This window comes from Halomonas sp. E19 (assembly GCF_052439355.1).
In the GTDB taxonomy this organism is placed as follows: Bacteria; Pseudomonadota; Gammaproteobacteria; order Pseudomonadales; family Halomonadaceae; genus Halomonas.
In genome coordinates, this window is record NZ_JBNFWU010000001.1 from 3,412,339 (window position 1) to 3,438,319 (window position 25,981).

Here is a 25,981-nt window from a genome sequence, read left to right on the forward strand (position 1 = left end):
CCATGCTGCCCTCCACGCTTATGAGGGAGGTGTGCCAATGCGTCTATTCCTGTGCGAGAAGCCTTCGCAGGCCCGAGATATTGCCCGCGTGATTGGTGCCGGCCAGCGCAGCGAGGGATTCCTGAAGGGCGAGGGGTGTGTCGTGACCTGGGGGTTCGGGCACCTGCTCGAGCAGGCCCCGCCGGAGCAGTACGACCCGGCGCTCAAGCGCTGGTCGCTGGAAGCGCTGCCGATTCTGCCTTCGACCTGGAAGATGGAGATCAAGAAGAGCGGCCGCAAGCAGTTCGGAGTGGTGAAGAAACTGCTGGGCCAGGCGACCGAAGTGGTGGTGGCCACCGACGCCGACCGGGAAGGAGAAACCATCGCCCGCGAAATCTTGGATTACTGCGGCTATCGGGGAAGGTCACCCGCCTGTGGCTCTCGGCCCTGGATGATGCCTCGATCCGCAAGGCCCTGGCCGGCATCAGGCCCGGCGAGGCGACCTACCCGCTGTATCTGGCTGGGCTCGGGCGTAGCCGGGCCGATTGGCTGGTCGGGATGAACCTGACCCGGGCCTATACGGTGCTGGCCCAGCGACAGGGCCATCAGGGGTACTCTCGGTGGGACGTGTGCAGACGCCTGCGCTGCGCCTGGTCGTGGATCGCGACCGGGAGATTGCCAACTTCGTTCCCCAGCCCTTCTGGGAAGTCGTGGCGCATCTGCAGGCGTCGGGCGGGACCTTTCAGGCGAAGTGGCGGCCGAGTGATGCCTCGATCCAGGATGCCGCGGGGCGCTGCGTCAGCGAGGAAGCCGCCCGATCATTGGCTCAGCGGGCGACTGGGCAGCAGGGGCATGTCAGCCACCTCGAGACGAGCCGCAAGAAGGAGGCGGCGCCACTGGTGATGGATCTCTCATCGCTGCAGCAGGAGGCGTCGCGCCGCTTTGGTTACGGTGCCCAGCAGGTACTGGACATCGCCCAGGCGCTCTACGAAGTCCATAAGGCGACCAGCTACCCCCGTACTGACTGCCGGTATCTGCCGGAGTCGCAGCGCGAGGATGCCGAGCGCATCGTGACGTTGCTGCTGCGCTCGGATGAGGCGCTGTCGGCGCTTCGCCAGCGCCTGGACACGAGCCGCAAGAGTCGTGTCTGGAACGACAGCAAGATTACCGCCCACCACGGCATCATCCCGACGGCAGCCTGTGACCTGACAAAACTGAACGATGCCGAACGCAACGTCTACGACCTGATTCGTCGCCACTACCTGGCCCAGTTTCTGCCGGCTCATGAGTACGATCGGACCGATCTGCGAGTGGACCTGGAGGGCGAAGCGTTTGTGGCCTCAGGGCGGCAAGTGCGTGTGGAAGGGTGGCGCGAACTCTTTCCCCGGGCGGCGGTTGGAGATGGCGGCGACGAGGAGCGGGAAGCGCCCCCGCTGCCGTCGCTGAGCGAGGGGAGTGCTGCCAGGCCCGTCAGCTTGAGGTGCTGGCCAAGCAGACGACACCGCCCAAGCCCTTCACCGAGGGCACCCTGGTCGCCGCCATGAAGCATGCCGCTCGGTTCGTGACAGACGAGCGCCTGAAGGCGCGTCTCAAGGAGACGGCCGGGATCGGCACCGAGGCAACGCGAGCCAGCATCATCGAGACGCTGCTGAAGCGGGGCTTCATCAAGCGGCAGAAGCGTGCCCTGGTTTCGACGCCGACCGGCCAGCAGCTGATCGATGCGCTGCCTACCGTCATCACCAATCCCGGCATGACGGCGCTCTGGGAACAGGCGTTGGATGACGTCGCGGCAGGGCGCCTGGCGCTGCAGGAGTTCATGGGCCGTCAGGCCGGCATGGTTGAGAAGCTGGTGCAGCATGCGCGAGAGTCCACGGTGACGATGCCTCAGTCGAAGAGCAAGACGCCAGGAAAAGGCGCCGGCAGCCGGCGCAAGGCGTCATCATCTTGACCCCAAGAGGGGTAGGCTCAATAATGAGAGCCGTACCCCGTTGGTTGCTGACGGTCATCACGCAACGCCCTTTGAGCGCCAACGCTCAATCCCCCAAAGTATTCGCACCTCGCGAGACGAATACGCCCCATCCCGCCTATACGGCTCACACTGCATCATCAACAGTCGGGGTTCGAGGTTCATTAGTCCCAGGCCAGCTTGGTTGGTTGGCCACCTATCTCATACGACGACCGGCCTGCCGGCTGCCTTGATCCAGGGTAGCCGGCAGGCCGGTTGACGTTTCCACGCTGGAAACGCCTGCCCTTCTGCGGAGCCCGCCGCATCACCAACGGGAGCCCTTTGTGCAGGGATCTGTGCTTGATCGACCGAATGCGTCCGCGAAGAGATTCGGGTGCCACCGTGAGCGAAGCATGGCAACGAGGGACATGCCTTGGCTCCAGTTGCATGGCGGACATCCTGGTATTTGTCGATACGGCGACGACCCTGTTGATGCCCTCTATGGTCTTCAATCCCAAGACGTGGCGTGCCGCGTCTTGCGAGTGGGGATATCGAGGAGACGCTGCCGAAGCAGTGAGCAGTCTCCCAGTGGGCAAGTGCCGCCGCTGGCGGCCCGGTGGTCTCGACCGGCTCCAACCGAGACACCCCAGGCACCCAAGCGTTTCAAGGGTGCGCCGCTTGGCGGTACGCCATCTCCCAAGGCCTCGCGCATCCCGAGACGAGGCCGCCCATTCGGGCTGGATGCCACTGCGATTACCACCCATTCGGGGAGATGCCTCCCCAGGGGCGGACCCCTGGAACCTGGAGGAAGGCCCCATGGCCACGATTGTCGACGACCATGTCATGGTCTGTGACGACTGCCTGATGATCATCGCCAATGACGATGCCACCGGGCTGGATCACTTCCTGGATGAGGAGAGCGCTGCCGCCCTAGAAAGGGAGGTGCGTGACTCCATCTACGCAGCGCAGCGCGACGGGAACACCCTCGTCGTCGGCGATAGCGAGCACGACGAAGCGTTCTCGACCTCATCCTGCGACTGCTGCCACACCCACCTGGCGGGCGCTCGGCACCACTGCGTGCTGATGGGCTGAGCCAGCGTCTGAATCCACCCCTTGTCCACCCGGGAAGCCACTCGACTTCCCGCAGGGGGCGAGTGTCTCCCGGGCGCAAACTGCAACCCACCGAGGAGACACTCCATGACGAACTCCACTCACCAGAGTGCCACCACTGGCTTCTTCGACCTGCATATCACCGGCCTTGGCTACCTCAACCGCATCCGAGAGGTCAGGCCGAAGCGTGGAGACGCGTTCTGGGCATGCGATATCGCCGCCCTGAACGGCCCCGCGGACGATGTGGGCTATACCCGCTTCGACTGCCGGATCAGCGGCCGTGAGGCCGAAGCGCTCGTCAAACGCTGCCGTCAGGCGGTGTATCAAGGTCGCAAGGTGCTGGTGGGCTTCAAGCTGGGCGACCTCTGGACGGACACCTTCGTCTACTCCAGAGGCGACAAGGCGGGCCAGACCGGCGTCAGTCTCAAGGCGCGCCTGCTGTTCATCAGCTGGATAAAGGTGAACGGCGAGATGGTTTACCAGGCACCCCGCCGCGACGAGCAGACTGCCGGCAACGACAGATCCGCTGCCTCAGTGGAGCCGTCTGAAGCCGGCAATGGCTACGCCGCTGCCCACGCGGGAGAAGCGGCCGGCTCCTTCGATTCGCCGGCCATGCACTGATCCACAGCGCTTCCATCAACCTACCCAGCCGGGGATTTACCTCCCCGTCGGGGAGGTTCTTCTCGGCGATGACAGTCCGCTGGAGAAGACAATGCGAGTGGAAGTTAACCAACTGCTCTACGATCCGCGAGATCCGATCTGCTTCTACATCCTGAGCGAGAGTGCCGGGAGGCTGTACGCTTTCGTGCAGTGCATCGATCGGGGCATGGATCTCAAGGCTCACTACCGCGCCCGCTATTGGGGCGAGTACAGCCACGACGACCCGGATGGCAGCATCCGTCTCATCCTGACTCACGGGGGTAAATGGCCAGGCCTGCCCCTCGACTAACCACATTGCCCATCACCACCCAGCCGGGGAAATGCCTCCCCGCTGGGGAGGTTCTCCCCGGCGTTGTCATGAACGGGAGAACCACGATGGAACACTTTGTCCCTAATCCCTATGCGGTCGAAGGTGCGCTGATTCGGGAGGCGGTGCTGCGCGAGCAGTTTCGTCTCACGGTGCATGGCACGCGCTGGGAGTATGACGATACCGCTCCCTCGGACCCCTGGTTCGAGGAGACAACCGTCATCGACGCTGGCAGCTTTGCGACGGTCACCGAGATCGTCCATGCAGAGCCCGACCTTCTGGCGCATATCGGCCCGGAGGTCATGCTGTCTCACGCCGAGGTGCGAGACCGGTACGGTCGCCTTGTGGCAGCAGCACGCTTTACGACGGGTGCCTTCGAGTGGCTCATGCCGCCCACCGTTCAGGAAGCGTCTGCGCTACGCGAGCGCGAGCAGGCACTGGAGCAGCGGGCCAGGGAGGAGATTGCCCTGGCAGACAACGTCAGCGCAGCGCGCTGGCTTCGCGAGCAGGCGGCAGGCGTGCGGCTGCAGCTGGCTCTGGACCACTACTATCGACCCTATGTGCGCCGAGAGCTCGAGGCGCTCAGCGTCATGCCAAGGCACTGACGATTCCCAACCTGCGAAGAACGCCCCATTCCGGGGCGTTTTTCCTTTCCCCGCCTGATTACGCTTTCCAATCGACCCGCCCCCGCAAACCCGAGAACCTCCTGCCTCAACGCCATTGAATGGACTCCTTGAGGCAACGCATGCTCAACCTTCCCACCCTCTCGACCGCTGCGCTGATCGCCACCACGCTGCTGGCGGGCTGTGCGCATCAGCCGCAACAGGCTCCTGAACCCTCGAACGCCGACTCTCTGGTGCTTTCGCTGCCGTACTTCGACGTGGACGGCGAGCGGCATCGGGCCGTGGTCACCGGCCCCAACCCGCCGACGACCGAGGCCGTGACTCCGGACATTTACAGCGACGAACTGCCCTCCGTTGAGGTCATTCGCACCGGGCGTTACCAGCTGGTGGCCACTCAGGCCTCGCTGGGTCAGCGCTACCTCCTGGAGCAGACCATCGACGTGCGCATTCCGGCATCCATGACCACCACTGTGGAGGATGCGCTGCATCACACCCTGCGCCATACCGGCTATTCGCTCTGCCCCGCGCCCGGCCCCGCCCAGCGGATCCTCTATCGCAAGCCGCTGCCGGCGGCCCACTACCGGCTGGGTCCCATGCCGCTGCGCGAAGCCCTTCAGGTGCTGGGCGGCGACGCCTGGGAGCTGGAGGTCGACCCTGTCGCCAGAGAGGTCTGCTACCAGGTGCGGGATATCCGCTATGCGCCGGGGCACGGCGACGATAGCCGTGAGGAGCGCAGCGAATCGGTGGCGGAGGTGAGCGATGAGTGAGACCACCGAGCTGTCGCCCGACCACAAGCCGACGGAGCCGCAGCGTCGCCCCAAGCGCGGGGCAGGGAAGGGCGGCAGGAAGACCCTCTACGGTCTGCTGGCGGTCAGCCTGGCCGGTGCCGTGGTGTCAGGAGCGCTGCTGTTGAGGCCGGCGCCTGAAGAGGTGCCGATGGAATCCCTGGTGCAGTCCCAGGTGCAGCAGGCGTTGGTACCGCTGGAGGAGACGCTCGCCCGAGTGGCGTCGCAGCAGGCGGCGCTGGAGCAGCGCCTGACGGAGCTGGATCAGCGTCTCGAACGGGCCGAGCAGCGAGGGCAGGAGAATGCCGCCGGCATCGCCGCTGCACAGGCTCAGCTGGAACAGCGGGATCCGCTCGAGCCCCGCCTGTCTGAGCTTTCCGAGACGCTGAGTCGCCTGGATAGCGAGCTCAACCTGCGCGTCACCGCCCAGAACGAGCAGATCCATGCACTGAGCGAGCGCCTCGAGCAGAGCCGGCAGGCGGCGTCACGCCCGGCTCCTGCCCGCCAGGCGCCGCGGCCAGCAGCCCCGTCGTCGCCCTCGTTCCAGGTTACCGGCGTCGAGTCCCGGGGCGGGCGCCCCTACGTTGGCGTTTCGCCCAACGGCCTGTCGAGCCTGCGGGATATCCGGCTGCTGGGCGTCGGGGATCGCCAGGATGGCTGGGAGCTGACGGCGATTCGCGGCGCCCACGCAGTCTTCAGCCGCAATGGCCGCTCCGTCGACGTCCAGATTCCCTGAGACCACCGGAGATCCCGCGATGACAAACCTGAAACCTGCTGTTCTGCCCGTTGCGACTGTCGCCATGGCGCTGCTGGTAAGCCAGGCCGATGCCCAGCCGACCCTGGAGAGCCGCTCCGACGCCTCCGCCGTGATTCAGGAGGCCCAGCGGCTGCTCGAGAGCGAGCGCACTACCAGGCGCACGCAGCGGGCCGAGGCCTGGAAGCTGACCGAGCGCGACTGGGAGCGCTACGAGACCCTGATGGAGGGGCCGCGAGGGATCTGGTCGCCCAACCTCGATCCCATCACCGCCCTGGGCGTGGAGGCGCGCAGCGCCGAGGAGCGCCGCCGCTATGCGGAGCTGCTGGTGGCCGTGGAGCGCGAGCGCACCGAGCGGGAGCTGGCGTTCCAGCGGGCCTACGACGAGGCTTGGCAGCGCCTCTATCCCGATGAGATGCCGGTGGATGAGTTCACCCTGCGGCCGCGCAATGCCTTTCACTTCACCGACGAGGGCGTGCTGCAGGCGCGGCTGACGGTGTATGTGGCAGTCGAGGCGTGCGAGCGCTGCGACAGCACCGTCAGCGAGCTGATGGCCCAGGGCGCCCAGATGGACATCTTCGTGCTCGACAGCGACGGCGACGACGCCGTGATACGTGACTGGGCCAGTCGCGTGGGCGTGCCGGCGGATCGCGTGCGGGCGCGGGACATCACCCTCAACCACGGCCAGCCGGACCTCGAGCACGGCATCACCATGGGGTCGCTGCCCCAGGTCTACCCGAGGTGAGGAGGGGCCATGAGGCTGACAGCATGCCGACGCTGGGCAATGAGCTGCGCGCTTGCCTGTGGCCTGGCATGGGTATCGTCGCTGGCCAAGGCGAGCGCGGTGCCGCCGGCCTATTTCGATGCGGCAAGCCTGCATCAGGTCCCGCCCGAGGTGCTCTATGCGGTGGCCACGGCGGAATCGGTGGTCAGTCTGAAGGCGGGTCGCCGTCCCTGGCCCTGGACCCTGAACGTGGCGGGGGAGGGCTTCCACTTCGCGACGCGCCAGGCGGCCTGCGATGCCCTGGTGCTGGCCCTTCAGGAAACCCGCGTCGTGGACGTGGGCATCGCCCAGCTCAACGTGCGCTGGCAGCCGCAGCTGTTCGGCGCCGGCAAGCGCTTTCTGCACCCCTGCGATGCCCTGGATCCCTACGCCAACCTGGAGGAGGCGGCGCGTCTGCTGCGCGGCCACTTCGAGGCCACCGGCGACTGGGTACAGGCGGCCGGGCGCTACCACCGTCCCGCCGGCGGGAGCCGGCGGCCCGCTATCGCCGTATCGTCGCCGCCGAGCTCGAGCGGCTGCGAACGTCTCGCCAGCGGCAGCTGGCAGCCAACTAAGGGAGAGTCGACCGATGATGAAATGTAATCGCTGCCGCTGGACGTTACCCGCTCTGATGGGTGGGCTCCTTGGGCTGCTTGCCGTGAGTGCTCAGGCGGAGACCATGCCTCACATGTCCCTGGCCGAGCGGCCTGCCCTGGAGGTGCTTGCCGACCACGGCGGCGAGGCGGCCCGCCCCTACTTCGTCGCGATCGGCATGGCCGACGTGCCGGAGGAGGAGGGCTATGCGCCGGACCCGCGTGCGCCGGTGCCGTTCAGCGAGGCGGATATGCTGCCGGTGACCAGTGAGCGGCTATCGCCCGGCGAGGTGCGCTTTCGCCCGCTGGAGCTGCCGAGCCGCATGACGTCCTTCTTCCTGGTCGGCGACGATGCGCTGTCGCTGCGTTGGCTGGAGGCCCGCGGAGAGACCCTGCGCGAACTCAACGCGGTGGGGCTGATCGTCGAGGTGGCCACACCCGACGAGCTTGAGCGCCTGCGAGAGGCGGCGCCGGGGCTAGAGCTGCGCCCCACGCCGGGGGATGACCTGGCCGGTAGGCTGGGCCTGGCCCACTACCCGGTGCTGGTGACGGCTCAGGGGCTGGAGCAGTAGGAGCGCACGATGAACCAGACACACCCCCTGGAGGCGCTGCTGCGCCCGGCGGTAGAGCTCAACACCGCCCTGGTCTGCCTGGCCTGTGCGGTGCTCTGCATCATGGCTCCCTGGTCCCTGGCCCTGTCGCCCAGCGTGGGCTACGGCATGGCGGCAGGCTTCGCCGCCTTCGGGCTGTGGCGTGCGCGGCAGGCCTGGGTGGTGCTGCGCTACCGTCGCAGCATGAAGCGCCTGCCGCGCTTCGCGCTGCGCAGCCGGCAGATCCCGGTCAGCCAGCGGCTGCTGTGGATGGGCAAGGGCTTCAAGTGGGAGGCGCGCCACACCCAGCGGCTGCATGAGAGCCAGCAGCCTCATGTGCAGCGCTATCTGCGCCCGGGGCCCGCCTACCGCGTCGCCCGGGAGCTGGAGAACCGGCTGGAGCGCTATGGGGCCGGTCGGCCGCTGGTGAAGCTGCTCGCCGCGGATGTGCCCTGGAACCCGGTGCGCCCGCTGCCGCCGGTGGGCGGCATGGCGGCACTGCACGCCGTGGAGTGGAAGGAGCGCGACGTCTACCTGCCCCTGGGGGAGCGGGTCGGTCACACTCTGGTGGAGGGCACCACCCGGGTCGGCAAGACGCGGCTCGCCGAGATCCTGATCACTCCAGGACATCCATCGCGGTGACGTGGTGATCGCCTTCGACCCCAAGGGCGACGCCGACCTGATGATCCGCATGTATGCCGAGGCGCAGCGGGCGGGCCGCGGCGACGCCTTCTACGTCTTCCACCTGGGCTGGCCGGATATCTCGGCCCGCTACAACGCCGTGGGTCGCTTCGGGCGCATCTCCGAGGTGGCCACCCGGCTCGCCGGTCAGCTCTCCGGAGAGGGCAACAGCGCCGCCTTCCGCGAGTTCGCCTGGCGCTTCGTCAACATCGTGGCCCGGGCCCGCCATGCCCTGGGGCAGCGCCCCACCTATGAGCAGATCCTCTCGGACGTGGTGAACATCGACGGCCTGATGATTGAGTACGCCCAGCAGACCCTGACCCGCCACGACCAGCACGCCTGGGAGCGTATCACCACCATCGAGGGCAAGCTCAACGACAAGAACATCCCCCGCCAGTTTCAGGGCCGCGACAAGCGGGTGGTGGCCATCGAGCAGTATCTGCAGCAGATCAAGGTGGTGGACGCCGTACTCGAGGGCTGCGCAGCGCCGTGCGCTACGACAAGACCTACTTCGACAAGATCGTGGCGAGCCTGCTGCCGCTGCTGGAGAAGCTGACCACCGGGCGCATCGCCGAGCTGCTTTCGCCGGACTACGACGACATCGAAGACCCTCGGCCAATCATCGACTGGCAGCAGATCATCCGTAAGCGCGGCATCGTCTACGTGGGCCTGGATGCTATGTCTGATTTCGAGGTGGCCCAGGCGGTGGGCAACTCCATGTTCGCCGACCTGGTCTCGGTGGCCGGCCACATCTACAAGCACGGCATCGATGACGGCCTGCCGGCGGTGAACGGCAAGCGCATGGGCAAGGTGCCGATCAACCTGCACTGCGACGAGTTCAACGAGCTGATGGGCGACGAGTTCATCCCGCTCATCAACAAGGGGCGGCGCCGGCATCCAGGTCACCGCCTACACCCAGACCCTCTCCGACATCGAGGCGCGCATCGGCAACGCCGCCAAGGCCGGCCAGGTGGTCGGCAACTTCAACAACCTGGTGATGCTGCGGGTGCGCGAGGAGAAGACCGCCGAGCTGCTGACCCGGCAGCTGCGCCAGGTCAACGTGGCCACCCGCATGCTGGTCAGCATGGCCTCCGACTCCAGCGACATCGCCAACGATATCGACTTCACCAGCTCCGGCGGCGACCGCATCAGCACCGTGCAGGTGCCGATGATCGAGCCGGCGGACGTGGTCTCGCTGCCCAAGGGGCAGGCCTTCGCCCTGCTCGAGGGCGGCCAGCTCTGGAAGGTGCGCATGCCGCTGCCGCTGCCCGACAGGCACGAGGACATCCCCGGCAGCATCGCCGAGCTTGCCGAGCGCATGAAGCGCGACTACACCACCGGTGAGCAGTGGTGGACCGCGGTGATGCCACCGCCGGTGAACCTGGAGCTGGGCGACCTGGGGGCTGAGCTCTCGGTGCGGGCCAGCGAGGCTCATGAGCCGCCGCCTGCGCAGGCAGAAGCCCGAGCGGAGGTACGGGACAAGGAGGAGGCCAAAGCGCGCCGGCAGGAGGAGGAGGCCGAGGATCAGCTGCTCGACGAGTGGCCGCTGGCTCAAGAGATGGAGAACCGTGATGAACATCGAGACAACGCCCATGACGCCTGATACCGCGGGAACCGCTATCGTCTCCAGCGTCGCTTTGGAGAGCGGCTCTTTGAGTGAGCTGCCGCCGGCCCTGTTCGGACTGCTCGACTACGTGGTCATCGGCATCGACCGCGTCGAGCTGACCCAGCGCGCCTATCGCAAGGGGCTCTCGCCGGTGTGGGAGCAGGGCGAGCACCCCCATGAGGGGCGGCTGATCCTGCACTACCACGACCGCCGCTGGTCGCTGCTCTGTTCGCTGACGCCGGTGAGGGTGCACTGAGATGGCCACGGCAGAGCGCGCCCAGGAAACCCGACGCGGCTGGCTCTCCACGCTGTTCGGCCTGCCGTTTCAGATCATGGCGGTGCTGGTGGTCTCGCTGCTGATGTCGGTGCTGATCGAGTGGGCGGGGATCTACTGGCAGTGGTGGAGCCAGCCCGGGGCCCAGCACGCCCTGGAGACCCTGGAAGCGGAGGTGGCCCGGCTGGATACCACCTTCACCCGCTCGCTGCTGGTCTCGGACCCGGTCGCCCTGGCAACGGGGGCGGTCAGCCGCGCCTACGACTGGCTGTTCGTGAAAAGCGGGATAGCAGCCTGGCTCGAGACCAGCGCCCATCACGGCGGCTGGCTCGGTACCCTGCACGTCTACGTGCAGGCGGCGCTCTACGTCACGCTGATGACCCTGACCCGGGTGGTTATCCTGCTGCTGACCTCGCCACTCTTCGCCCTGGCGGCCCTGGTCGGCTTCGTCGACGGCCTGGTGCGTCGTGACCTGCGCCGCTTCGGCGCGGGGCGCGAGTCCGCCTTCATCTACCACCATGCCAAGCGTGCGATCACGCCGGTCTTCGTGGTGGGCTGGCTGCTCTACCTGAGCGTACCCTTCGCCATTCACCCCAACGCCTTCCTGCTGCCCTGCGCGGCGCTCTTTGGCCTGCTGGTCAGCATCGCCACGGGGAGCTTCAAGAAGTACCTCTGAGGCCTCACGTCGCGTGCCCTCCGCGGCCTCGCCGCTATCGTCCGGAGCCTGTACGGGCTCCGGTGCTTGCGTGTCCAGGGTATTGAGCGCGCACAGATAAACGCCGTGTGCGGCGCTTATGGTTTCCTGCTGCGCTGCACCCCGGCGGGCGACAGGATGACGGCAATGCCAGCCAACGGATGGACTGTCTTGCCATGACGCTTCGCCGCTTGCCACGGGCCCTGACGCCCCTGCTCCTGACGCTGCTGACCGCCCAGCTCGGTACCGCACATGCCGCCGAGCGCGACGGCGTGCGCGATGAGATCGCCCGCCAGGATCTGGCCCTGATCCAGGACCAGTTGGCCCAGATCCAGCGCATTGTGGACCGGCTCGAGGGCCGCGTCGGGGAGTTCGACCCTCACACCACCCGCGTCTTTCTGGACGTGCCGCGCCTGCGCCGTGACCTCGAGGCGGTGGCCGAGGGCATCGATGACGTGCTCGAACCTCCTCGCTTGCCGCCCCGCCAGCCGGCGCCGCTCGCCGGCGACTACCTGCGGGAGCGGCACTGATGGAGGCCTTCGCCGCCGGTGCCGGCTTCGAGGCACCACCCCTGGGCGTCCTGATTGCCGGGGTGGGCTGCACCGTGGTGCTGCTCTGGGCGTGCTGGAGCGCCATCTCCTCCTACCGAGGCTACGCCAAGGGGCGCGTCAGCGGCGACGACTTCGGCTTCGCCGCCCTGCGCGCCGTCTTCCTGGTCGTGGTGATGTTCTGGATTTTCCTCTGAGGCCGCAGGCCTCGCACCTTCGCCATTCAGCAATTCGACGTTCAGTAATTCGTCATTCAACAAGGAGCTCGTTATGACTGCCGTGCGTTCACTCTTCTCTCGTGCCCGTGCTCGTGCCTGTACCCGAGGCTTTGCCGCGCTTGCCGCGGCGGGGCTCGTGCCGGCCCAGGCCATGGCGCAGGGGCTGCCCACCATGGAGGCGCCGTCGCGAGGAGGGGGAGGGCCTGCTCACTACCCTGCAGAACTACCTGTTCGACTTCGGCGCCCTGGGCGGCCTGATCCTGGCCACGGTGGCCTTCCTGATCGTCGCCATCGCTGCCATCGCCACCTTCAACGAGGCCCGGGTACGCGGTGAGTGGTCGAAGTTCGGCGTGGTGGTCGTGGTCGGGGTGGTGCTGATCATCGCCATCATCTGGCTGGCCACCAAGGCGTCGGAGATCCTCTGATGGCCCACCGTCTCGACTTTCTGCCGACCCGCCTCAACGCCGCGCCGGTGGTGTTCCGGGGCATGACCGGGCATGAGGTTGGGATGATGGCCCTGGGCGGCCTGGCCGCGGGCCTGCTGCCGGGCGCGATCGGCGCCTGGCTGCTGGGGGCCATCGCCATGGTGCCCACCGTGGCCTTCGCCTGTGCCGGCATGGCGCTCTACTTCGGTGGGGCCGTCATGCGGCGGCTGCGTCGCGGCCGTCCCGCCTCCTGGCTCTATCGCAGCCTGCAGTTCCGCTTGGCCCGACAGGGCATACGGCTGTGGGGCGGCGAGACCCTGATCACCCGCTCCGGCCCCTACTCGCGTCGGCGGATGCGCTACCAGCCAGGAGGACGGCCATGAGTCGCTTTCGTCACGCCCTGAGCGCCCGGGATGCCCATATCACCACCCTGCGCCTGGTCATCGCGGTGCTGGCTCTGCTGAGCGCCGGCCTGTGGTGGGGCTGGAAGTCGGCCCCGGAGAACCTGACTATCCACAACCCGCCCGACCTGCGCTCCGGCAGCACCCGCGCCTGGTGGGAGGTCGACCCGTCGAGCGTCTATGCCTTCGGGTTCTACGTCTGGCAGCAGATCAACCGCTGGCCCGTGGATGGCCAGAGCGACTATCGGCGCAACCTGCAGGCCTACTCGCCCTTTCTCACCCCCTCCTGTCAGCGCTACCTGGACAACGACTACGAGACCCGCAACCGCCGTCAGGAGCTCTCCGGGCGGGTACGCGGCATCTACGAGATCCCCGGGCGCGGCTATCGAGCAAGTGCCGTCGAGGTGCTGAGCCGCGATGCCTGGATCGTGACCCTGGATATGGCCATCGACGAGCAGTACGCCGGCACGCCGGTGCGCGACCTGTTCATTCGCTATCCGCTGCGCGTCGTGCGCGCCGACGTGGACCCCCAGCGCAACCCCTGGGGCCTGCAGGTGGACTGCTTCGAAGGCACCCCGCAGCGCCTGGCGGTGCCCGGCCGTGAGGATGAAGGAGACCTGCTATGAAGCGCCTGATCCTGGCCTGCCTGGCGAGCGCGGTGCTGGCCGGCAACGCCCTGGCGGTGGAGATCATGCACTGGGAGCGCCGCCCCTGGCGATACCGCTGCCGGTAGATGAGGAGCGCATCGTCACCCTGGACCGCAACGTGCGGGTGGGGCTGCCGCCGGCCCTGGCCAACCCCGAGGTGCTGCGCGTCCAGAGCGCCGGGGGCGTGCTCTACCTGAAGGCTTTTGAGCCCTTCGAGACCCAGCGCGTGCGGGTGCAGGACGTGGAGAGCGGAGATGTGCTGCTGCTGGACCTCTCGGGCCGCGAAGGGGCCAGCAGCGAGGAGATCCTGGTGGTGGACAGCCGCGAGGCATCGCCGGCGAGGGCAAGTGCTTCGCCGGGTTCGTCCGCAGGCAGCAGCGGGGCGCAGGCGTCAGAGGCGTCCCGGCCGTCGGCCCAGGCATCAAGCGGTGACGCTCAGCGGGCCACCGCCACGCCGGTGCCCGTGCTGCTGACCCGGCATGCCGCCCAGTCCCTCTATGCGCCACAGCGGACCATCGAGCCCTTGCGCGGGGTCTCTCGCGTGCCCATGCGGCTTCCCAAGTCGCTTAATACCCTGTTGCCGTCGCTGCCGGTGACCGCCACGCCCCTGGGTGCCTGGCGGCTCGATGGCTGGACGGTCACCGCGGTGAAGCTCGAGAACAACGACCGGCAGCGTGCCTTCGAGCTCGATCCGCGCTGGCTGCAGGGAGAGTTCTATTCCGCAACCTTCATGCACCCCTACCTGGCTCCGCGGGGCTCCGTGGAGGACACCACCACGGTCTTCCTAGTCACCCGGGACGGCCTGGACAGGGCGCTGATACCGCTCGAGGAGACGGATAAGGCCGAGGAGGGTGCCTCATGACCCTGCGCAGCAATACCCTGCTAAAGGTGCTGGTCCCGACGCTGCTGGTGATCGTGCTGCTGATCGTGGTGCGCGGCCTGAGCGGCGGCGGCGGCGATGCCGGCACAGACGCCGAGACCGCGGAGACAGACCCGACGCTGACCCTGAGCGACGATGAGCTGCAGGCGCTCGGCATCGAGGGGGATACTCCGCGGGATACCGTGGCCACCCTGGTGGGCCACGTGCAGGCCATGCGTCGCGACCTGGAGCAGGCCCAGGCGGAAACCCAGGCGCTGCGCGACCAGAACGAGCGGCTGATGACCCGCAACCAGGACGTGGACGGCGCCATCGACGAGGCGCTGCGCCGGGAGCGCGAACGGCTGCGTCAGGAGATCGACCAGGCCCAGCCGGACAGCTCCATGCTGGGCACCCTGCAGCGTCAGCTGGACCAGCTGCGCCGCCAGGTGGACGGGCAGCGCGACGATGACCTGCCCATTGGCCTCGGGCTGGAGGGTGGCGGTGGTCCCAGTGGAACGGCCTATTCGGGCCCCGGCTCGGCGCAGGCGCTGACCTGGATCGAGCCCCTGGACGCCCATGAGGATGAGCGCGGGCGCGGCGAGACCACCTTCCCGACCCGCTTCGGAGAGGCCGCCGGTGAGTTGGGCGAGGCGGCCCGACGCGGCTCCAGTGCGTTAGAAAGCCGGGTGACCAGGCGCCCCGATGAAGCCACCGTAGAACCCGTCTACACCCTGCCTGAGAACTCCACCTTGATGGGCTCGGTGGCCATGACGGCGCTGCTGGGCCGGGTGCCCATCGATGGCACCGTCAACGACCCCTATCCGTTCAAGGTGGTGATCGGCCGCGAGAACCTCACCGCCAACGGCGTCACCCTGCCCGAGGTGGAGAGCGCCATCGTCAGCGGCACGGCCACCGGCGACTGGACCCTCTCCTGCGTGCGCGGCCAGGTCAACTCGATGACCTTCGTCTTCGAGGACGGCACCGTGCGCACCCTGCCGGCCCCTGAGGACGTCAATGCCGGCGACGGCTCGGGCCGCACCACCATCGGCTGGCTCTCCGACCCCCGGGGCCTGCCCTGCATCCCCGGGGATCGCAAGACCAATGCCCAGCAGTTCCTGCTGACCAGCTTCATCCTCGGTGCCGCCGAGCAGAGCGCCAATGCCGTCGCCATGGGCGAGGTCACCACCAGCGTGGACAGCGGCGGCGTGGTCAGCGGCCTCACCGGCAGCTCCGGCCGCTATGCGGCCAGCCAGGCCCTGGCCGGCGGCGTCTCCGACGTGCGCCAGTGGGTGCAGGAGCGCTTCGGCCAGACCTTCGATGCCGTGTACGTGCCGCCCGGCCAGCCGGTGGCCATCCATATCGAGCGTGAGCTGCCCATCGACTACGAGACACAAGGAAGGAGGGTGCGATATGACCGCACGGGCGCGGATGTCCTCGACCTGCCGTAGTGGCGTAAATCGTGCTGCGGGAAGTGCTGCAAAATGCGCCGCCAGGTCGCTGGCGGCCCTGATGGCCACCCTGCTGGTGGCGGGCTGCGCCACCTCCCAGGAGGAGCTGATGCCGGTGGGCGATACCACCATGATGGAGATCTGGCAGAACCAGGCCGGCCACAGCACCGGCGAACGTCGCCTGCTGGACGTGCGCAGCGAGCTGCGCCGCCCCTGGAAAGCCCGGAGCTGGTCAGCGAGCAGCTGCGCTACAGCCGTGACGCCAGCAATGAGATCTACAGCCAGTTTCGTCGCCTGCCCAACCCGGATCTGGTGATGTACGTCTTCCCTCATCTGGCCGGATCCGAGCAGGTGCCGGTACCTGGCTACTCGACGGTGTTTCCCCTCTACCAGCGCACCCAGTACGCCATGCCCGGCGAGAGCGCCCGCCCGAATGCGCTGCTGGAGGACCGGATGGATGAGGGAGGGCGCGCTGATGTCCAAGTTCGACGACCTGATGAACCGTCTGTTTGGCAGCGCCCCGGCCGGCGACAGCGAGCCGGGCCAGGCGCAGGAGGCCATGCTCTCAGATCGGGATGAGGCCGAACAGGGCGAGACTCAGACGGTCGAGCCTGAGGCGCTGGCCGCGCTCAGCAGCGACGTTCACGGCCGGCCGCTGGCTCTGCCCCGCGGTAAGGCGCCCTCGGTGGCCGAGCTGCGCGCGCACTTCCGCCGAGCGCCCTCGTTCAGCAACTACCTGCCCTGGGTGGAGTACCTGCCCGAGTCGGGCTGCTTTCTGCTGGAGGATGGCGTCTCGGTGGGGGTGGTGGCCGAGGTCTTCCCCATCGCCACCGAGGGCCACGCCCCGGAGTCTCTGGAGGCGATTCGCGACCAGATAGAGGCTGCCTTTCAGGACAGCCTGCCGGAGTATGAGCAGCACCCTTGGGTGGTGCAGCTCTTCGTCAAGGACGAGGTCGACGCCCGCCCCGACCTGGAGCGCATGCGCGACTATGTGCGACCCCGGGCCCGGGAGACCGAGTTCACCCAGGACTGGCTGGCTAGCATGGGCGCCCACCTCAAGGCGATCTCCAAGCCGGGCGGGCTGTTCCAGGATGACGGGGTGACCCAGACCCGCTGGCGTGGCCAGACCCGCCGCACGCGCCTGGTGCTCTACCGCTGGCTCGGCAAGAAGCGCCAGGCAGGAGAGCGTCAGCGGGGGCTCTCCCCGAGCAGGCCGCCAATCAGGTCTACGACCGGCTGGCCGCCGCGCTGCACGGCGCGGGCCTGCGCCTGAAGCGCTATGACGGGCGCGCCTTTCACCGCTGGCTGCTGCCGCGCTTCAACCCGCGACCGCGGCTGGCTCCCGATGATCCGGCGCGTTTCTACGCCCTGTGCGACTACCCCGAGGACGCCGGTGACGTGGCCTGGAACTACGATCTGGCCGAGGGAATGCTCTTCAACTCGCCCCGCGGCGATGTGGAAACGGGGCTCTGGTGGTTCGATGGGCTGCCCCAGTGCTGCGTGGTGGTAGAGGAGATGCGCCGGGCGCCGGTGGTGGGTCATCTCACCGGCGAGGTGCGCCGCTCCGATGGCCAGGCCAGCAACGCCCTGATGGACAAGCTGCCCGAGGGCACCGAGGCGGTGCTGACCATCGTGGCGACGCCTCAGGAACCCCTGGAGGACCATATCAACCGCCTGCACAGCAAGGCGGTGGGCGACAGCGTGCTGGCCCGCCAGGTCCGCGAAGACTGCGAGACCGCCCGCCGCTACCTGGGCCAGAACCACAAGCTCTACCAGAGCACCCTGGCGTTTTATCTGATGGGCGACGACGAGAAGGATCTTCAGCAGCGCAGCATGGAGCTGGCCACTCAGCTGCTGCAGGTCAACCTCTCACCGGTGGATCCGGAAGACGAGGTCGCCGGCCTGAACACCTACCTACGCTGGCTGCCGATGAACTTCGACCCGGAGCAGGATCGCAAGAATCGCTGGTACACCCAGTTCAATTACGTCCACCACCTGGCCAACCTGGCGCCGGTGTTCGGGCGCGGCCGCGGGACCGGCCACCCCGGCATGACCTTCTTCAACCGCGGTGGCGAGACCTTCAGCTTCGACCCGCTGAGCCTCGAGGATCGCTCGGCTAACGCCCACATGCTGGTGTTCGGCCCCACCGGCGCCGGCAAGTCGGCCACCCTGAACGGCGTGCTGAGCCAGGTCATGGCCATGCACCGCCCGCGGCTCTTCATCATCGAGGTGGGCAACAGCTTCGGGCTGCTGGGCCAGTATTTCGAGCGCAAGGGGATGAGCGTCAACCAGGTCAAGCTGTCCCCGGGCTGCGGGGCCGGCTGCCGCCGTTCGCGGCGGCCACGCGGCTGCTGGAAAACGAGGTGGAGGAGCGGCGCCTGGCCCGGGACGCCGCGGACGCCAACCCCTTCGAGGAGGCGCCCCTGGAGGAGGACGAGGAGCAGCCCGACGAGGAGCGCGATCTGCTGGGCGAGATGGAGATCACCGCCCGGCTGATGATCACCGGCGGGGATCCCAAGGAGGAGCGGGAGTTTCGCCGCGCCGACCGGCGCATGGTGCGCGACGCCATCTACCGGGCGGCGGAGCGCTGCCGAGAAGAGGGGCGCGACTGCATGACCCAGGACGTGCGCGAGGCGCTCTATGCGATCTCACGCGACACGGAGATCCCCGAGGAGCGTCAGCGCCGCGCCTATGACATGGGCGAGGCCATGGGGCTGTTCTGCGACGGCTTCGACGGCGAGGTGTTCAACCGCCCCGGCACCGCCTGGCCCGAGTGCGACGTGACCATCATCGACCTGGCCCACTTCGCCCGAGAGGGCTACGAGGCCCAGCTCGCCCTGGCGGTGATCAGCGTCACCAACATGATCACCAACCTGGCCGAGCGTGACCAGTACAGTGGGCGGCCCATCGTCCAGGTCATCGACGAGTGCCACCTGCTCACCGTCAACCCGCTGCTCAGCCCCTACCTGGTCAAGGTGGGCAAGATGGGCCGAAAGCTCTCCCACTGGATCTGGATGGCCACCCAGAACCTCGAAGACTTCCCGGACGCGGCCCGCAAGCTGCTCAACATGATCGAGTTCTGGCTGTGCCTCTACATGCCGCCGGACGAGATCGAGCAGGTCAGCCGCTTCAAGGAGCTCACCGCCACCCAGCGCAAGCTGATGGCCTCCGCCACCAAGGTCTCGAAGAAGTACACGGAGGGGTAGTGCTGTCAGGGCGCCTGGAAGCGCTGTTCCGGGTGGTGCCCCCAGTCTCTACCTGGCCCTCGCCGGCACCGAGGGCGAGGAGAAGGCCGAGCGCATGCGGGTGATGCGCGAGCAGGGCTGCTCGGAGCTCGAGGCGGTGCTGCATATCACCCAGCGGCTGGACGAGGCCCGGGGTATCGGGTCCGCGACGTAGGCATTAGTTTAGAAATGACAATAAAATTGGCCTAATCTTCCAATTCTGATGCTCAAATTAAACCGCTTTGGTTTATGATGAGCGTCATAGTTGGCTGATTGGGCAATCTATGGCGACGAAAGTAAACCGGCTGTGGCAGCAGATCCCCCATGGCGCCGTGGTCACCACAGCGTGGCTGGAGACCCACGGGATCAGCGCCAACCATGCCGCCAAGCTCACGGAGGCCGGCTGGCTGAAGCGCCTCGGGCGAGGCGCCTACTGCCGGGCAGGCGACCCGCTGACCTGGGAGAGCGGGGTCTTTGCGCTACAGGCGCTGAGCGACCCCGCAGCACCGCCGTTCTGGCCGGGCGGCCAGACCGCTCTGGCCCTGCAGGGCTTTGCCCACTATCTGCCCATGGGGCACGACACCACTCGCCTGTATGGGGCGGAACGCCGCTCGCAGCTGCCACTGTGGCTGAGCTCAGCCGACTGGGCCGGGGCGATCGACCTGCATCAGGACAAGGGGCTGCCGGTGGATCTTCCCGGCAGCCTCACGGACTACAGCCCGCCCGGGGCGGGGTTTGCCCTACGGATATCGACGCCGGAGCGCGCTATCCTCGAGTGGATCGCCATCACGCCCAACGACCTGCTGTTCAGCAGCGAGCTGGTGGATACCTTCACCGGGCTCAATACGCTGCGCCCGCGCCGGCTACAGGCGCTGTTGGCAGGGTGCCGGTCTGTGAAGACCAAGCGTGCTTTCCTGGTGCTGGCTCGCCATGCCGGCCACGCCTGGTACCATCGACTGGAAACCCACAGCCTCGACCTTGGGAAGGGCAAGCGACAGCTCTGCAGGGGAGGGCGGCTGGACAAGGAATATCAGGTCACGGTCCCGGAGGCGTTCACGGATGAGCATTGAGGCCCGCTATCACGAACAGGTGCGCCTGCTGGTCGCGCTGTTGCCCTTTCTGAATGACGAGCCCTGCTTTGCCCTCAAGGGCGGCACGGCCATCAACCTCTTTGTCCAGCCTTTCCCGCGGCTGTCCGTCGATATCGACCTCGCCTACCTGCCGCTGGAGCCGCGTGACGAAGCCCTGCAACGCTGCCGCCAGGCGCTGCAGCGGATGGCACAGGCCATCGGCACCCAACTGCCTGGGTTAAAGGCCGAGCTCCAGGATAACCGCCGCGATGAGCTGAGGATCCTGGTGCGCCGCGGCCGCAGCCAGGTGAAGGTCGAAGTCTCGCCGGTGCTGCGCGGCACCGTGCATCCGCCTCAACAGCTGGACGTGGTCGAGGCCGTGGAAGACGAGTACGGTTTTGCCTCGGTGCAGGTTGTGTCGCTGCCCGACCTGTACGGTGGCAAGCTCTGCGCCGCGCTGGATCGTCAGCATCCCCGGGATCTCTTCGATGTGAAGCTGTTGCTGGATCAAGGCGGCCTGGATCGCAGTGTCTTCGAGGGCTTTCTGGTCTACCTGCTTGGGCACCCCAGGCCGATGAACGAAGTCATCAACCCGAGGATGAAGCCGCTGGAGGCCATCTACCGCAAGGAGTTTGTCGGTATGGCCATAACCGACATCCCCCTGCCGCAGCTGGAAGAAGTGCGCCATAGGCTACTGGAACGGCTGGCCCAGCTGTTCACCGATGACGATGCTCGCTTTCTACTTTCGTTCAAACAGGGGAGCCCGACTGGTCGCTTTTCCCCACCGCAGGCGTTGAACAGCTACCTGCAGTGATGTGGAAGCTTGCCAACATCAAGGAAATGGGACCTGAGAAACATGGTCAAGCACTGAAAGCGCTTGATGAGGCTTTGATCAAGCATCGGTAATAAATGGCTGATGTCCACTGGACACTGTTCCAGCTAATGGACTAAATTTCATTAGATGATGTTTTAATATCTGCAAACGATCCTAGGCGGTCATTGCGATAAATGCAGCATGCGGGCCGATTGCAAGGAGATTAGTGTGAAAACATTTCAAGGAACAGCAGAAATTACAGACGAAGGGGTAAAGAAGCACTTCAAAAATTACGAGCCTCCAAATACAATTTTTGAGTTAGTTTGGAATGGTTTTGATGCCAATGCGTCTTGTGTAAATGTTAGCACAAACTTTAATGATTTGGATGGCCTCGAATCAGTTGAGATCGTAGATGATGGCGAAGGAATCGATATAGAGAGCCTAAGTAATAGCTTTGAAAAATTCAATGAATCTACAAAAAAAGATGACGATAACAAGCATGGTTCTCATGGTAAAGGCCGGTTGGCATTCCATCGCTTATGTGCATCAGCTAGTTGGTACACAAAAAGAAATGATTATGATGTAAAGATTGATATAGAGGCCAGTGCAATAAGAGATTATCAGGGTAGGTATTTAGATAAAAGTCAGCAGCATGCCTTGCTGTCAGGTCTAAAGTCGGGCACATGTGTTGTTCTGAAAAACTTCCAATCTAACAATTTTCCAAGTGAAGATGAGCTAATTAAAAAGCTCAGCAAAGAGTTTGGGTGGTATCTTGCTCTAAATACTGATCAATGTATAAAGCTAAACGGAAAAACTATAAGTATACCTTCGCATGAGCTTCACGAGAGAGCTGTGAAAATCTTTGACTATGATTTCACAGTTAAGGTGATAAGATGGGATGATAAGCCAAGCTCAGAAAAATCATACAACTACCTCATTGCAAATAAAAACAAAGTCGTGACGAAGGGGTTAAGCAAGGCAAATAACAAAGTTTCCTTCCATACTAGTGCGTATGCATTCTCTGAATGGCTGGATGGATATGATCCGGATGGGCTTGAATTAGATCCAGAATGCGCCGGATCTAAGAAGGTTGTTCGAGAAATATATCGCCGCATGACTGAGTTTCAGCGAGAAATATATAAGGATTATCTTCGAAGATATGTGGATAATGAGATAAATAGGTTTGACGAACGAGGATACTTTCCATCATACAGTGGGCTGGATCGTGAATACGCCGAGTGGCGGAAAGAGAATACTAAAAAAACAGTGAGAGAAATATATCTTGCCGACCCACAGGTTTTTAGCAGGCTTAATGCAAAACCTGCTAAGATACTCATTAGGTTATTGGACAAGATTCTTGTGTCTAATGAAAACGATACGGTTTTCGATGTGCTAGAGGGGGTTATAGATTTAAGCTCTGAAAATTTAGAAAGGTTAGCAGAGCAACTTAAAGTGACAACTCTAGAGAATATAATTAGCACGATTGAAACATTGCAGAGAAGGCAGCAATCCGTTCATATGCTTAAAGAAGTAATGGATTACCGCTTCTCAGAAATATTAGAAACACCTGATTTGCAAAAAATAATTGAAAGCAATACTTGGCTTTTCGGGCCGCAATACACGACTCTTGGTGCTGAGGAGGATACATTCACGTCTATAGCAAAAAACCTCAGAAGTAAAATTAAAGATGTAGATTTAGTAACTGATGAAGATATAGAAAACGGGGTCGGCTTAGATGGTGCTAACCGGCAAGTAGATCTTTTTTTGGCAAGAAAAATCCCTGCTTTTGACTCCGGCGGAAACCAGATATTTAAGTGCGTGATTATAGAAATAAAAAGACCTAGTATCTCTCTGAGTAAGAAACACCTTCAGCAGGTTGATGATTACTGTGAAATAGTATCCAAGCATCCCGCATTTGGCAGTGCGAAAATGAAGTTTGAAGTATTGTTAATTGGTAGGAAGATTTCTAAGGATGATTATCAAATTAGGCAAAGAATGAATAATCTTAAAGATAAAGCAGAATTCGGGCTGGTCACTTATGATGAAAAAATTAAGTGCTATGTAAAAGATTGGTACACAATATTTGACGAATTTGACCTTTCTAACAGTTATCTTCTGCGTACGCTTAACTCGAAGTTGGATAATCTGTCAGACCGAAAAACAGAGGACATTGTTGAAAATCTACAGGTAAGAACGCCAGAAATGACATGATCAACGGCAGTACTCCGACGGCGCTAAGCGCCGTAGGTGTGATATGCGTTAGACGACCAGTAACTGCTCGCTAAGAATAGTCAAACACGAGGTTGCCATAACAGTCTGGTTTTCAGTGGATTTAATGCGTAAATATTTTAGCACAGGAACTTAAGGGCAGATGCATACAGAGCGCTTCAGACAACTACGAAAGGAAGCACTTTCCAATCTATTTGGAAAGAGAGAAGTGAGCGCCATCTGGCGGAAGGTGGTTCGTGGGCAACTCCGATCGCTGGATTTTAAAGACCTCTACGACCATTACGATTTCAATTACAATATCGAAGAACGAGCAGCCGCCATACGTAATGAGCTTTTGAACGGAACCTACAGAGTTTCGCTCCCCTGATCTATCGATTAGAGAAAAAATTTGGTGTTTGTAGGCACATAGTAATCCCGCAGCCGGCAGATGCGCTTGTGCTTCAAGTCCTGGTGGAGCATGTGGCGGAACAAATCGTAAAACATCAACCTTCAGGGAACGCATTCTACTCACGCGACAAACACAATGTGGGGAAGCCCCACGAAGTAGCTGAGTACGGTCTCAATTTTCGGCAACAATGGAAGAAGCTCCAAAAAGAAATCTATCGCTTCAATGAAGATAAGAAGCTCATAATTGTTACTGATTTGTCGAATTATTATGACAGTATTGGTATAAATGAGCTAAAGAAGGTGTTTTTGGGCTATATCGAAGCCAATGAGGTTTTGGTAGATGTCCTGTTTCGCGTCATTGAGGAGATTTCGTGGAAGCCAGATTATTTGCCATATAGCGCCAGAGGGCTTCCTACTTCCAACCTTGAAGCGATCCGTTTGCTGGCACATTCATTTTTGTTTGAAGTTGATGAGGTTCTCGAGAAGAAAACCAACAATAATTTTACTCGCTGGATGGACGATATCGTTATCGGTGTAGATAGCCGTCGTGAGGCAATTGAATTGATTAGCTCGGTTTCAGATATGCTGAAAAGTCGGGGGTTGGCGCTTAACTTGTCGAAGACGGCTATCTACGACAGCAAAGATGCTCGTTTCCACTTTCAAATTGAGGAAAACAAGTATCTCGACTCTGTTGAGGGGCTTAAGAAGGGGGCAAGGACTACGGAAAAACAACAACAGAGCTACGCAGACGCCTCAAGCAGCACTTTAAGGACCAATCTCCGAAGTATTGGGACAAAATAGCAAAGCGCTATATTACGGCGTTTGGGAAGGCTGAGTCCACAAAGTTGCTCAGTGAAGTTACTGAGATCTATGTCAATTACCCTTCTCTTCGGCCCAACCTTCTTATTTATCTTTCCAAGATCGGGTACACGAAACGATCTGCCGAGAAAGTAAAGGAGATACTTAAGGAGATTGATGTTTTTGATGACATTTCTCTGTTTCAGCTTGCTAGCTTGATCACGCTATGGGAGGTGCCACTTAGCGATGATGGAGTTCAGTTTTTGAAATCAGTCGACGAAATCTTGGTCACGGCTTCTTTCAAGAGCAAGAACCCTGCCGATTTCTTTTCGGCATTGTGGCTCAAGGCGAAGTACTCTCATCCAGAAGATCTGACTAAGTTTATTAAGAAGTATCAAAACCTATGGCAAAGTGATTCGTTTCTTCGGCGGCAAGTTACCGCGGTAATGTCGCGGCTACTAATCACTAACAATGATCAAATTGAAGAGTTGTTGCGCCAACAAATTTCTAGTGGTGTTGTGAGTACGGTTTCGCTGGCAAATCAAATTCAATTTTTTGCTGGTGTAGAAAAGTTGGATGGAAAGTTGAGCTTTTATCTGTTCCCCAAAAACCCACAGAGGCCATATCCACTGCAAAAATTCTTGGTACTGTGTTCTGTTCTCAACTCAGAAAATATTAGAAATACTGATTCAGTGAGAGAGGCAGTGCTTTCACACATTCAAGATCCTTACTATCGTAAGTGGCTTGATCATCAATACAACATCAGGTGAGTGGTCGTCTAACAAATCGCTGAAGGTGACGTTTTTCCACCACCCACTTGTTGCTACCGCGAAAGAGGGCGTCCACTCAAAAGAGCCTGAGCTCAGGCGTTATATAATGGTTTTTTGACCGCCCACTCCTGGCCAAGGCTGTGTGAAAACTCCTCGGCTTTCCTGAAGATGGAGCTTGTACACGAAATCTGGAGAGAATTTGCCTTGCAACTGCCTCAGAATGAGCGAGAGAGCACCATTTTTGATCAATTTTTGACCGGACCGAGACGCTCCAAGCATTTTCACACAGCCTCGGCCGAAAGTGGTCCTACCTGCCATATCTATAGCAGGCTATGAAGGATATTAGTCCTCAGTCCTCACCAGCCAACTCTCAACCGTCTCGGCACCATGCTCCTCTTTCCACGCATTCAGCGTCTTCTGGTTGCCGCCACGGGTTTCGACGACTTCGCCGGTGTTCGGGTTCTTGTAGATCTTCAGCTTGCGCTTGGCGCGGCCGGTACTTGTGGTGCTAGCGGCCTTGGCGGTGGCCGGCTTCGGGTCCAGCAGCTTGATGACGTCAGCGGCTGATTTGTCGAACTCGCGCATCAGCGCCTCTAGCTTGTCCTTGAACTCCAGCTCGGCCTTGAGGCGGTCGTCGTTCTTCAGCTTGTCGAGCTCTTCCTGGAGCTGCTTGAGCTGCTGTTCTTTCTGCATGTAGGTGTTGAGAATGGACATGCGTTTCCTTGCGTTGGGTGAGTGTTGGAGACAAGTATGGTGGCTGCTGTTATTTGAATCAATGC

Annotated in this window: 32 protein-coding genes and 2 pseudogenes; 33 read left to right on the plus strand and 1 reads right to left on the minus strand. The window is 62.7% G+C overall.

Translation table 11 applies throughout. The features are described from left to right. Positions 1–37: 37 nt before the first annotated feature. The 33 genes and pseudogenes from ACUDAL_RS17850 to ACUDAL_RS18010 all read left to right on the plus strand — a co-directional run bounded on the left by ACUDAL_RS17850 (position 38) and on the right by ACUDAL_RS18010 (position 25,202). Positions 38–541: a toprim domain-containing protein gene (locus ACUDAL_RS17850; protein WP_444679068.1), complete on the plus strand. Its 504-nt coding sequence runs from the start codon at positions 38–40 to the stop codon at positions 539–541. A 94-nt stretch (positions 542–635) separates the two neighbouring features. Then, positions 636–1,927 (plus strand): annotated as a pseudogene (locus ACUDAL_RS17855) (DNA topoisomerase). A gap of 813 nt (positions 1,928–2,740) precedes the next feature. Then, entirely contained in the window at positions 2,741–3,016 is a 276-nt protein-coding gene (locus ACUDAL_RS17860) for a hypothetical protein (RefSeq protein WP_444679069.1), read from the plus strand. Between the two features lie 105 nt (positions 3,017–3,121). Next, positions 3,122–3,655, plus strand: a complete 534-nt coding sequence (locus tag ACUDAL_RS17865) for an STY4534 family ICE replication protein (RefSeq protein WP_305497895.1) — start codon at positions 3,122–3,124, stop codon at positions 3,653–3,655. A 91-nt stretch (positions 3,656–3,746) separates the two neighbouring features. Continuing rightward, positions 3,747–3,983, plus strand: a complete 237-nt coding sequence (locus ACUDAL_RS17870) for a hypothetical protein (RefSeq protein ID WP_023005080.1) — start codon at positions 3,747–3,749, stop codon at positions 3,981–3,983. A gap of 86 nt (positions 3,984–4,069) precedes the next feature. After that, positions 4,070–4,606 carry a hypothetical protein gene (locus ACUDAL_RS17875; RefSeq protein ID WP_096655003.1) on the plus strand — a complete coding sequence of 179 codons (537 nt, stop codon included), beginning with the start codon at positions 4,070–4,072 and terminating at the stop codon, positions 4,604–4,606. 140 nt (positions 4,607–4,746) lie between these two features. Further along, positions 4,747–5,391: a PFGI-1 class ICE element type IV pilus protein PilL2 gene (pilL2, locus tag ACUDAL_RS17880; RefSeq protein ID WP_444679070.1), complete on the plus strand. Its 645-nt coding sequence runs from the start codon at positions 4,747–4,749 to the stop codon at positions 5,389–5,391. Then, the gene (locus tag ACUDAL_RS17885) at positions 5,384–6,145 is read left to right on the plus strand and encodes a hypothetical protein (RefSeq protein WP_444679071.1); all 762 of its coding nucleotides are present in this window, start codon (positions 5,384–5,386) and stop codon (positions 6,143–6,145) included. Before pilL2 ends, ACUDAL_RS17885 begins: the two co-directional genes overlap by 8 nt. 64 nt (positions 6,146–6,209) lie before the next feature. Further along, the gene (locus ACUDAL_RS17890) at positions 6,210–6,908 is read left to right on the plus strand and encodes a TIGR03759 family integrating conjugative element protein (protein ID WP_444679072.1); all 699 of its coding nucleotides are present in this window, start codon (positions 6,210–6,212) and stop codon (positions 6,906–6,908) included. A 9-nt stretch (positions 6,909–6,917) separates the two neighbouring features. Beyond that, positions 6,918–7,529: a transglycosylase SLT domain-containing protein gene (locus tag ACUDAL_RS17895; protein ID WP_444679073.1), complete on the plus strand. Its 612-nt coding sequence runs from the start codon at positions 6,918–6,920 to the stop codon at positions 7,527–7,529. 76 nt (positions 7,530–7,605) lie between these two features. After that, positions 7,606–8,091 (plus strand): integrating conjugative element protein, encoded by a 486-nt coding sequence (locus ACUDAL_RS17900; RefSeq protein WP_444679074.1) that lies wholly within the window; start codon positions 7,606–7,608, stop codon positions 8,089–8,091. A 9-nt stretch (positions 8,092–8,100) separates the two neighbouring features. After that, positions 8,101–8,751, plus strand: coding sequence for a hypothetical protein (locus ACUDAL_RS17905; RefSeq protein ID WP_444679075.1), 651 nt, complete (start codon positions 8,101–8,103; stop codon positions 8,749–8,751). Between the two features lie 4 nt (positions 8,752–8,755). Then, positions 8,756–9,346: a hypothetical protein gene (locus tag ACUDAL_RS17910; protein ID WP_444679076.1), complete on the plus strand. Its 591-nt coding sequence runs from the start codon at positions 8,756–8,758 to the stop codon at positions 9,344–9,346. 339 nt (positions 9,347–9,685) lie between these two features. Next, on the plus strand, positions 9,686–10,393 hold the full coding sequence (locus ACUDAL_RS17915) for a TraM recognition domain-containing protein (RefSeq protein ID WP_444679431.1): 708 nt from the start codon (positions 9,686–9,688) through the stop codon (positions 10,391–10,393). Continuing rightward, entirely contained in the window at positions 10,362–10,652 is a 291-nt protein-coding gene (locus ACUDAL_RS17920; RefSeq protein WP_444679077.1) for a hypothetical protein, read from the plus strand. Before ACUDAL_RS17915 ends, ACUDAL_RS17920 begins: the two co-directional genes overlap by 32 nt. Before the next feature lies 1 nt (position 10,653). Next, positions 10,654–11,346: a TIGR03747 family integrating conjugative element membrane protein gene (locus tag ACUDAL_RS17925; protein ID WP_309636769.1), complete on the plus strand. Its 693-nt coding sequence runs from the start codon at positions 10,654–10,656 to the stop codon at positions 11,344–11,346. Positions 11,347–11,540: 194 nt separating this feature from the next. Then, positions 11,541–11,894, plus strand: coding sequence for an integrative conjugative element protein, RAQPRD family (locus ACUDAL_RS17930; protein WP_444679078.1), 354 nt, complete (start codon positions 11,541–11,543; stop codon positions 11,892–11,894). After that, entirely contained in the window at positions 11,894–12,109 is a 216-nt protein-coding gene (locus ACUDAL_RS17935; RefSeq protein WP_023005028.1) for a TIGR03758 family integrating conjugative element protein, read from the plus strand. Before ACUDAL_RS17930 ends, ACUDAL_RS17935 begins: the two co-directional genes overlap by 1 nt. 140 nt (positions 12,110–12,249) lie before the next feature. Beyond that, positions 12,250–12,555 (plus strand): TIGR03745 family integrating conjugative element membrane protein, encoded by a 306-nt coding sequence (locus ACUDAL_RS17940; protein WP_444679079.1) that lies wholly within the window; start codon positions 12,250–12,252, stop codon positions 12,553–12,555. Continuing rightward, a complete protein-coding gene (locus ACUDAL_RS17945; protein ID WP_444679080.1) occupies positions 12,555–12,938 on the plus strand; it encodes a TIGR03750 family conjugal transfer protein in 384 nt (127 codons plus the stop codon). The genes ACUDAL_RS17940 and ACUDAL_RS17945 overlap by 1 nt, the downstream gene beginning before the upstream one ends. Beyond that, the gene (locus ACUDAL_RS17950; protein ID WP_444679081.1) at positions 12,935–13,582 is read left to right on the plus strand and encodes a PFL_4703 family integrating conjugative element protein; all 648 of its coding nucleotides are present in this window, start codon (positions 12,935–12,937) and stop codon (positions 13,580–13,582) included. Before ACUDAL_RS17945 ends, ACUDAL_RS17950 begins: the two co-directional genes overlap by 4 nt. Before the next feature lie 139 nt (positions 13,583–13,721). Next, complete coding sequence (locus tag ACUDAL_RS17955; protein WP_444679082.1) at positions 13,722–14,465, plus strand: TIGR03749 family integrating conjugative element protein; 744 nt, start codon at positions 13,722–13,724, stop codon at positions 14,463–14,465. Further along, the gene (locus tag ACUDAL_RS17960; protein WP_444679083.1) at positions 14,462–15,910 is read left to right on the plus strand and encodes a TIGR03752 family integrating conjugative element protein; all 1,449 of its coding nucleotides are present in this window, start codon (positions 14,462–14,464) and stop codon (positions 15,908–15,910) included. The genes ACUDAL_RS17955 and ACUDAL_RS17960 overlap by 4 nt, the downstream gene beginning before the upstream one ends. A gap of 61 nt (positions 15,911–15,971) precedes the next feature. Further along, complete coding sequence (locus ACUDAL_RS17965) at positions 15,972–16,226, plus strand: hypothetical protein (protein WP_444679454.1); 255 nt, start codon at positions 15,972–15,974, stop codon at positions 16,224–16,226. Next, positions 16,154–16,489: a TIGR03751 family conjugal transfer lipoprotein gene (locus tag ACUDAL_RS17970; RefSeq protein WP_444679432.1), complete on the plus strand. Its 336-nt coding sequence runs from the start codon at positions 16,154–16,156 to the stop codon at positions 16,487–16,489. Before ACUDAL_RS17965 ends, ACUDAL_RS17970 begins: the two co-directional genes overlap by 73 nt. After that, positions 16,386–17,183: a TraC family protein gene (locus tag ACUDAL_RS17975; RefSeq protein ID WP_444679084.1), complete on the plus strand. Its 798-nt coding sequence runs from the start codon at positions 16,386–16,388 to the stop codon at positions 17,181–17,183. The genes ACUDAL_RS17970 and ACUDAL_RS17975 overlap by 104 nt, the downstream gene beginning before the upstream one ends. Continuing rightward, positions 17,159–17,788, plus strand: a pseudogene (locus ACUDAL_RS17980) (TraC family protein); the annotation flags it as partial. The gene ACUDAL_RS17975 and the pseudogene ACUDAL_RS17980, both read left to right, overlap by 25 nt. Positions 17,789–18,273: 485 nt before the next feature. After that, on the plus strand, positions 18,274–19,116 hold the full coding sequence (locus ACUDAL_RS17985) for a hypothetical protein (protein WP_444679085.1): 843 nt from the start codon (positions 18,274–18,276) through the stop codon (positions 19,114–19,116). 302 nt (positions 19,117–19,418) lie between these two features. Then, positions 19,419–20,204, plus strand: a complete 786-nt coding sequence (locus tag ACUDAL_RS17990) for a type IV toxin-antitoxin system AbiEi family antitoxin domain-containing protein (protein WP_444679086.1) — start codon at positions 19,419–19,421, stop codon at positions 20,202–20,204. Next, positions 20,194–21,018 carry a nucleotidyl transferase AbiEii/AbiGii toxin family protein gene (locus ACUDAL_RS17995; RefSeq protein ID WP_444679087.1) on the plus strand — a complete coding sequence of 275 codons (825 nt, stop codon included), beginning with the start codon at positions 20,194–20,196 and terminating at the stop codon, positions 21,016–21,018. Before ACUDAL_RS17990 ends, ACUDAL_RS17995 begins: the two co-directional genes overlap by 11 nt. A gap of 228 nt (positions 21,019–21,246) precedes the next feature. Beyond that, the gene (locus ACUDAL_RS18000) at positions 21,247–23,229 is read left to right on the plus strand and encodes an ATP-binding protein (protein WP_444679088.1); all 1,983 of its coding nucleotides are present in this window, start codon (positions 21,247–21,249) and stop codon (positions 23,227–23,229) included. Between the two features lie 453 nt (positions 23,230–23,682). Beyond that, on the plus strand, positions 23,683–24,435 hold the full coding sequence (locus ACUDAL_RS18005; protein WP_444679089.1) for an RNA-directed DNA polymerase: 753 nt from the start codon (positions 23,683–23,685) through the stop codon (positions 24,433–24,435). A 44-nt stretch (positions 24,436–24,479) separates the two neighbouring features. Next, positions 24,480–25,202, plus strand: coding sequence for a hypothetical protein (locus ACUDAL_RS18010; RefSeq protein ID WP_444679090.1), 723 nt, complete (start codon positions 24,480–24,482; stop codon positions 25,200–25,202). Between the two features lie 342 nt (positions 25,203–25,544). Here the strand turns inward: ACUDAL_RS18010 and ACUDAL_RS18015 are convergent, their stop codons facing one another. After that, positions 25,545–25,916 (minus strand): histone-like nucleoid-structuring protein, MvaT/MvaU family, encoded by a 372-nt coding sequence (locus ACUDAL_RS18015; RefSeq protein ID WP_444679091.1) that lies wholly within the window; start codon positions 25,914–25,916, stop codon positions 25,545–25,547. Positions 25,917–25,981: the final 65 nt, after the last annotated feature.

Bases quoted from the DNA above. Each gene is read 5' to 3' on its own strand.
- pilL2 (WP_444679070.1), top strand. From the start codon at position 4,747: ATGCTCAACCTTCCCACCCTCTCGACCGCTGCGCTGATCGCCACCACG.
- ACUDAL_RS17895 (WP_444679073.1), top strand. From the start codon at position 6,918: ATGAGGCTGACAGCATGCCGACGCTGGGCAATGAGCTGCGCGCTTGCC.
- ACUDAL_RS17965 (WP_444679454.1), top strand. From the start codon at position 15,972: ATGGCCACCCTGCTGGTGGCGGGCTGCGCCACCTCCCAGGAGGAGCTG.
- ACUDAL_RS17860 (WP_444679069.1), top strand. From the start codon at position 2,741: ATGGCCACGATTGTCGACGACCATGTCATGGTCTGTGACGACTGCCTG.
- ACUDAL_RS17990 (WP_444679086.1), top strand. From the start codon at position 19,419: ATGGCGACGAAAGTAAACCGGCTGTGGCAGCAGATCCCCCATGGCGCC.
- ACUDAL_RS17975 (WP_444679084.1), top strand. From the start codon at position 16,386: ATGTCCAAGTTCGACGACCTGATGAACCGTCTGTTTGGCAGCGCCCCG.
- ACUDAL_RS17875 (WP_096655003.1), top strand. From the start codon at position 4,070: ATGGAACACTTTGTCCCTAATCCCTATGCGGTCGAAGGTGCGCTGATT.
- ACUDAL_RS17920 (WP_444679077.1), top strand. From the start codon at position 10,362: ATGAACATCGAGACAACGCCCATGACGCCTGATACCGCGGGAACCGCT.
- ACUDAL_RS17960 (WP_444679083.1), top strand. From the start codon at position 14,462: ATGACCCTGCGCAGCAATACCCTGCTAAAGGTGCTGGTCCCGACGCTG.
- ACUDAL_RS17930 (WP_444679078.1), top strand. From the start codon at position 11,541: ATGACGCTTCGCCGCTTGCCACGGGCCCTGACGCCCCTGCTCCTGACG.
- ACUDAL_RS17905 (WP_444679075.1), top strand. From the start codon at position 8,101: ATGAACCAGACACACCCCCTGGAGGCGCTGCTGCGCCCGGCGGTAGAG.
- ACUDAL_RS17935 (WP_023005028.1), top strand. From the start codon at position 11,894: ATGGAGGCCTTCGCCGCCGGTGCCGGCTTCGAGGCACCACCCCTGGGC.
- ACUDAL_RS17925 (WP_309636769.1), top strand. From the start codon at position 10,654: ATGGCCACGGCAGAGCGCGCCCAGGAAACCCGACGCGGCTGGCTCTCC.
- ACUDAL_RS18015 (WP_444679091.1), bottom strand. From the start codon at position 25,916: ATGTCCATTCTCAACACCTACATGCAGAAAGAACAGCAGCTCAAGCAG.
- ACUDAL_RS17950 (WP_444679081.1), top strand. From the start codon at position 12,935: ATGAGTCGCTTTCGTCACGCCCTGAGCGCCCGGGATGCCCATATCACC.
- ACUDAL_RS17890 (WP_444679072.1), top strand. From the start codon at position 6,210: ATGGCGCTGCTGGTAAGCCAGGCCGATGCCCAGCCGACCCTGGAGAGC.
- ACUDAL_RS17995 (WP_444679087.1), top strand. From the start codon at position 20,194: ATGAGCATTGAGGCCCGCTATCACGAACAGGTGCGCCTGCTGGTCGCG.
- ACUDAL_RS17870 (WP_023005080.1), top strand. From the start codon at position 3,747: ATGCGAGTGGAAGTTAACCAACTGCTCTACGATCCGCGAGATCCGATC.
- ACUDAL_RS17885 (WP_444679071.1), top strand. From the start codon at position 5,384: ATGAGTGAGACCACCGAGCTGTCGCCCGACCACAAGCCGACGGAGCCG.
- ACUDAL_RS17900 (WP_444679074.1), top strand. From the start codon at position 7,606: ATGCCTCACATGTCCCTGGCCGAGCGGCCTGCCCTGGAGGTGCTTGCC.
- ACUDAL_RS17850 (WP_444679068.1), top strand. From the start codon at position 38: ATGCGTCTATTCCTGTGCGAGAAGCCTTCGCAGGCCCGAGATATTGCC.
- ACUDAL_RS17945 (WP_444679080.1), top strand. From the start codon at position 12,555: ATGGCCCACCGTCTCGACTTTCTGCCGACCCGCCTCAACGCCGCGCCG.
- ACUDAL_RS17865 (WP_305497895.1), top strand. From the start codon at position 3,122: ATGACGAACTCCACTCACCAGAGTGCCACCACTGGCTTCTTCGACCTG.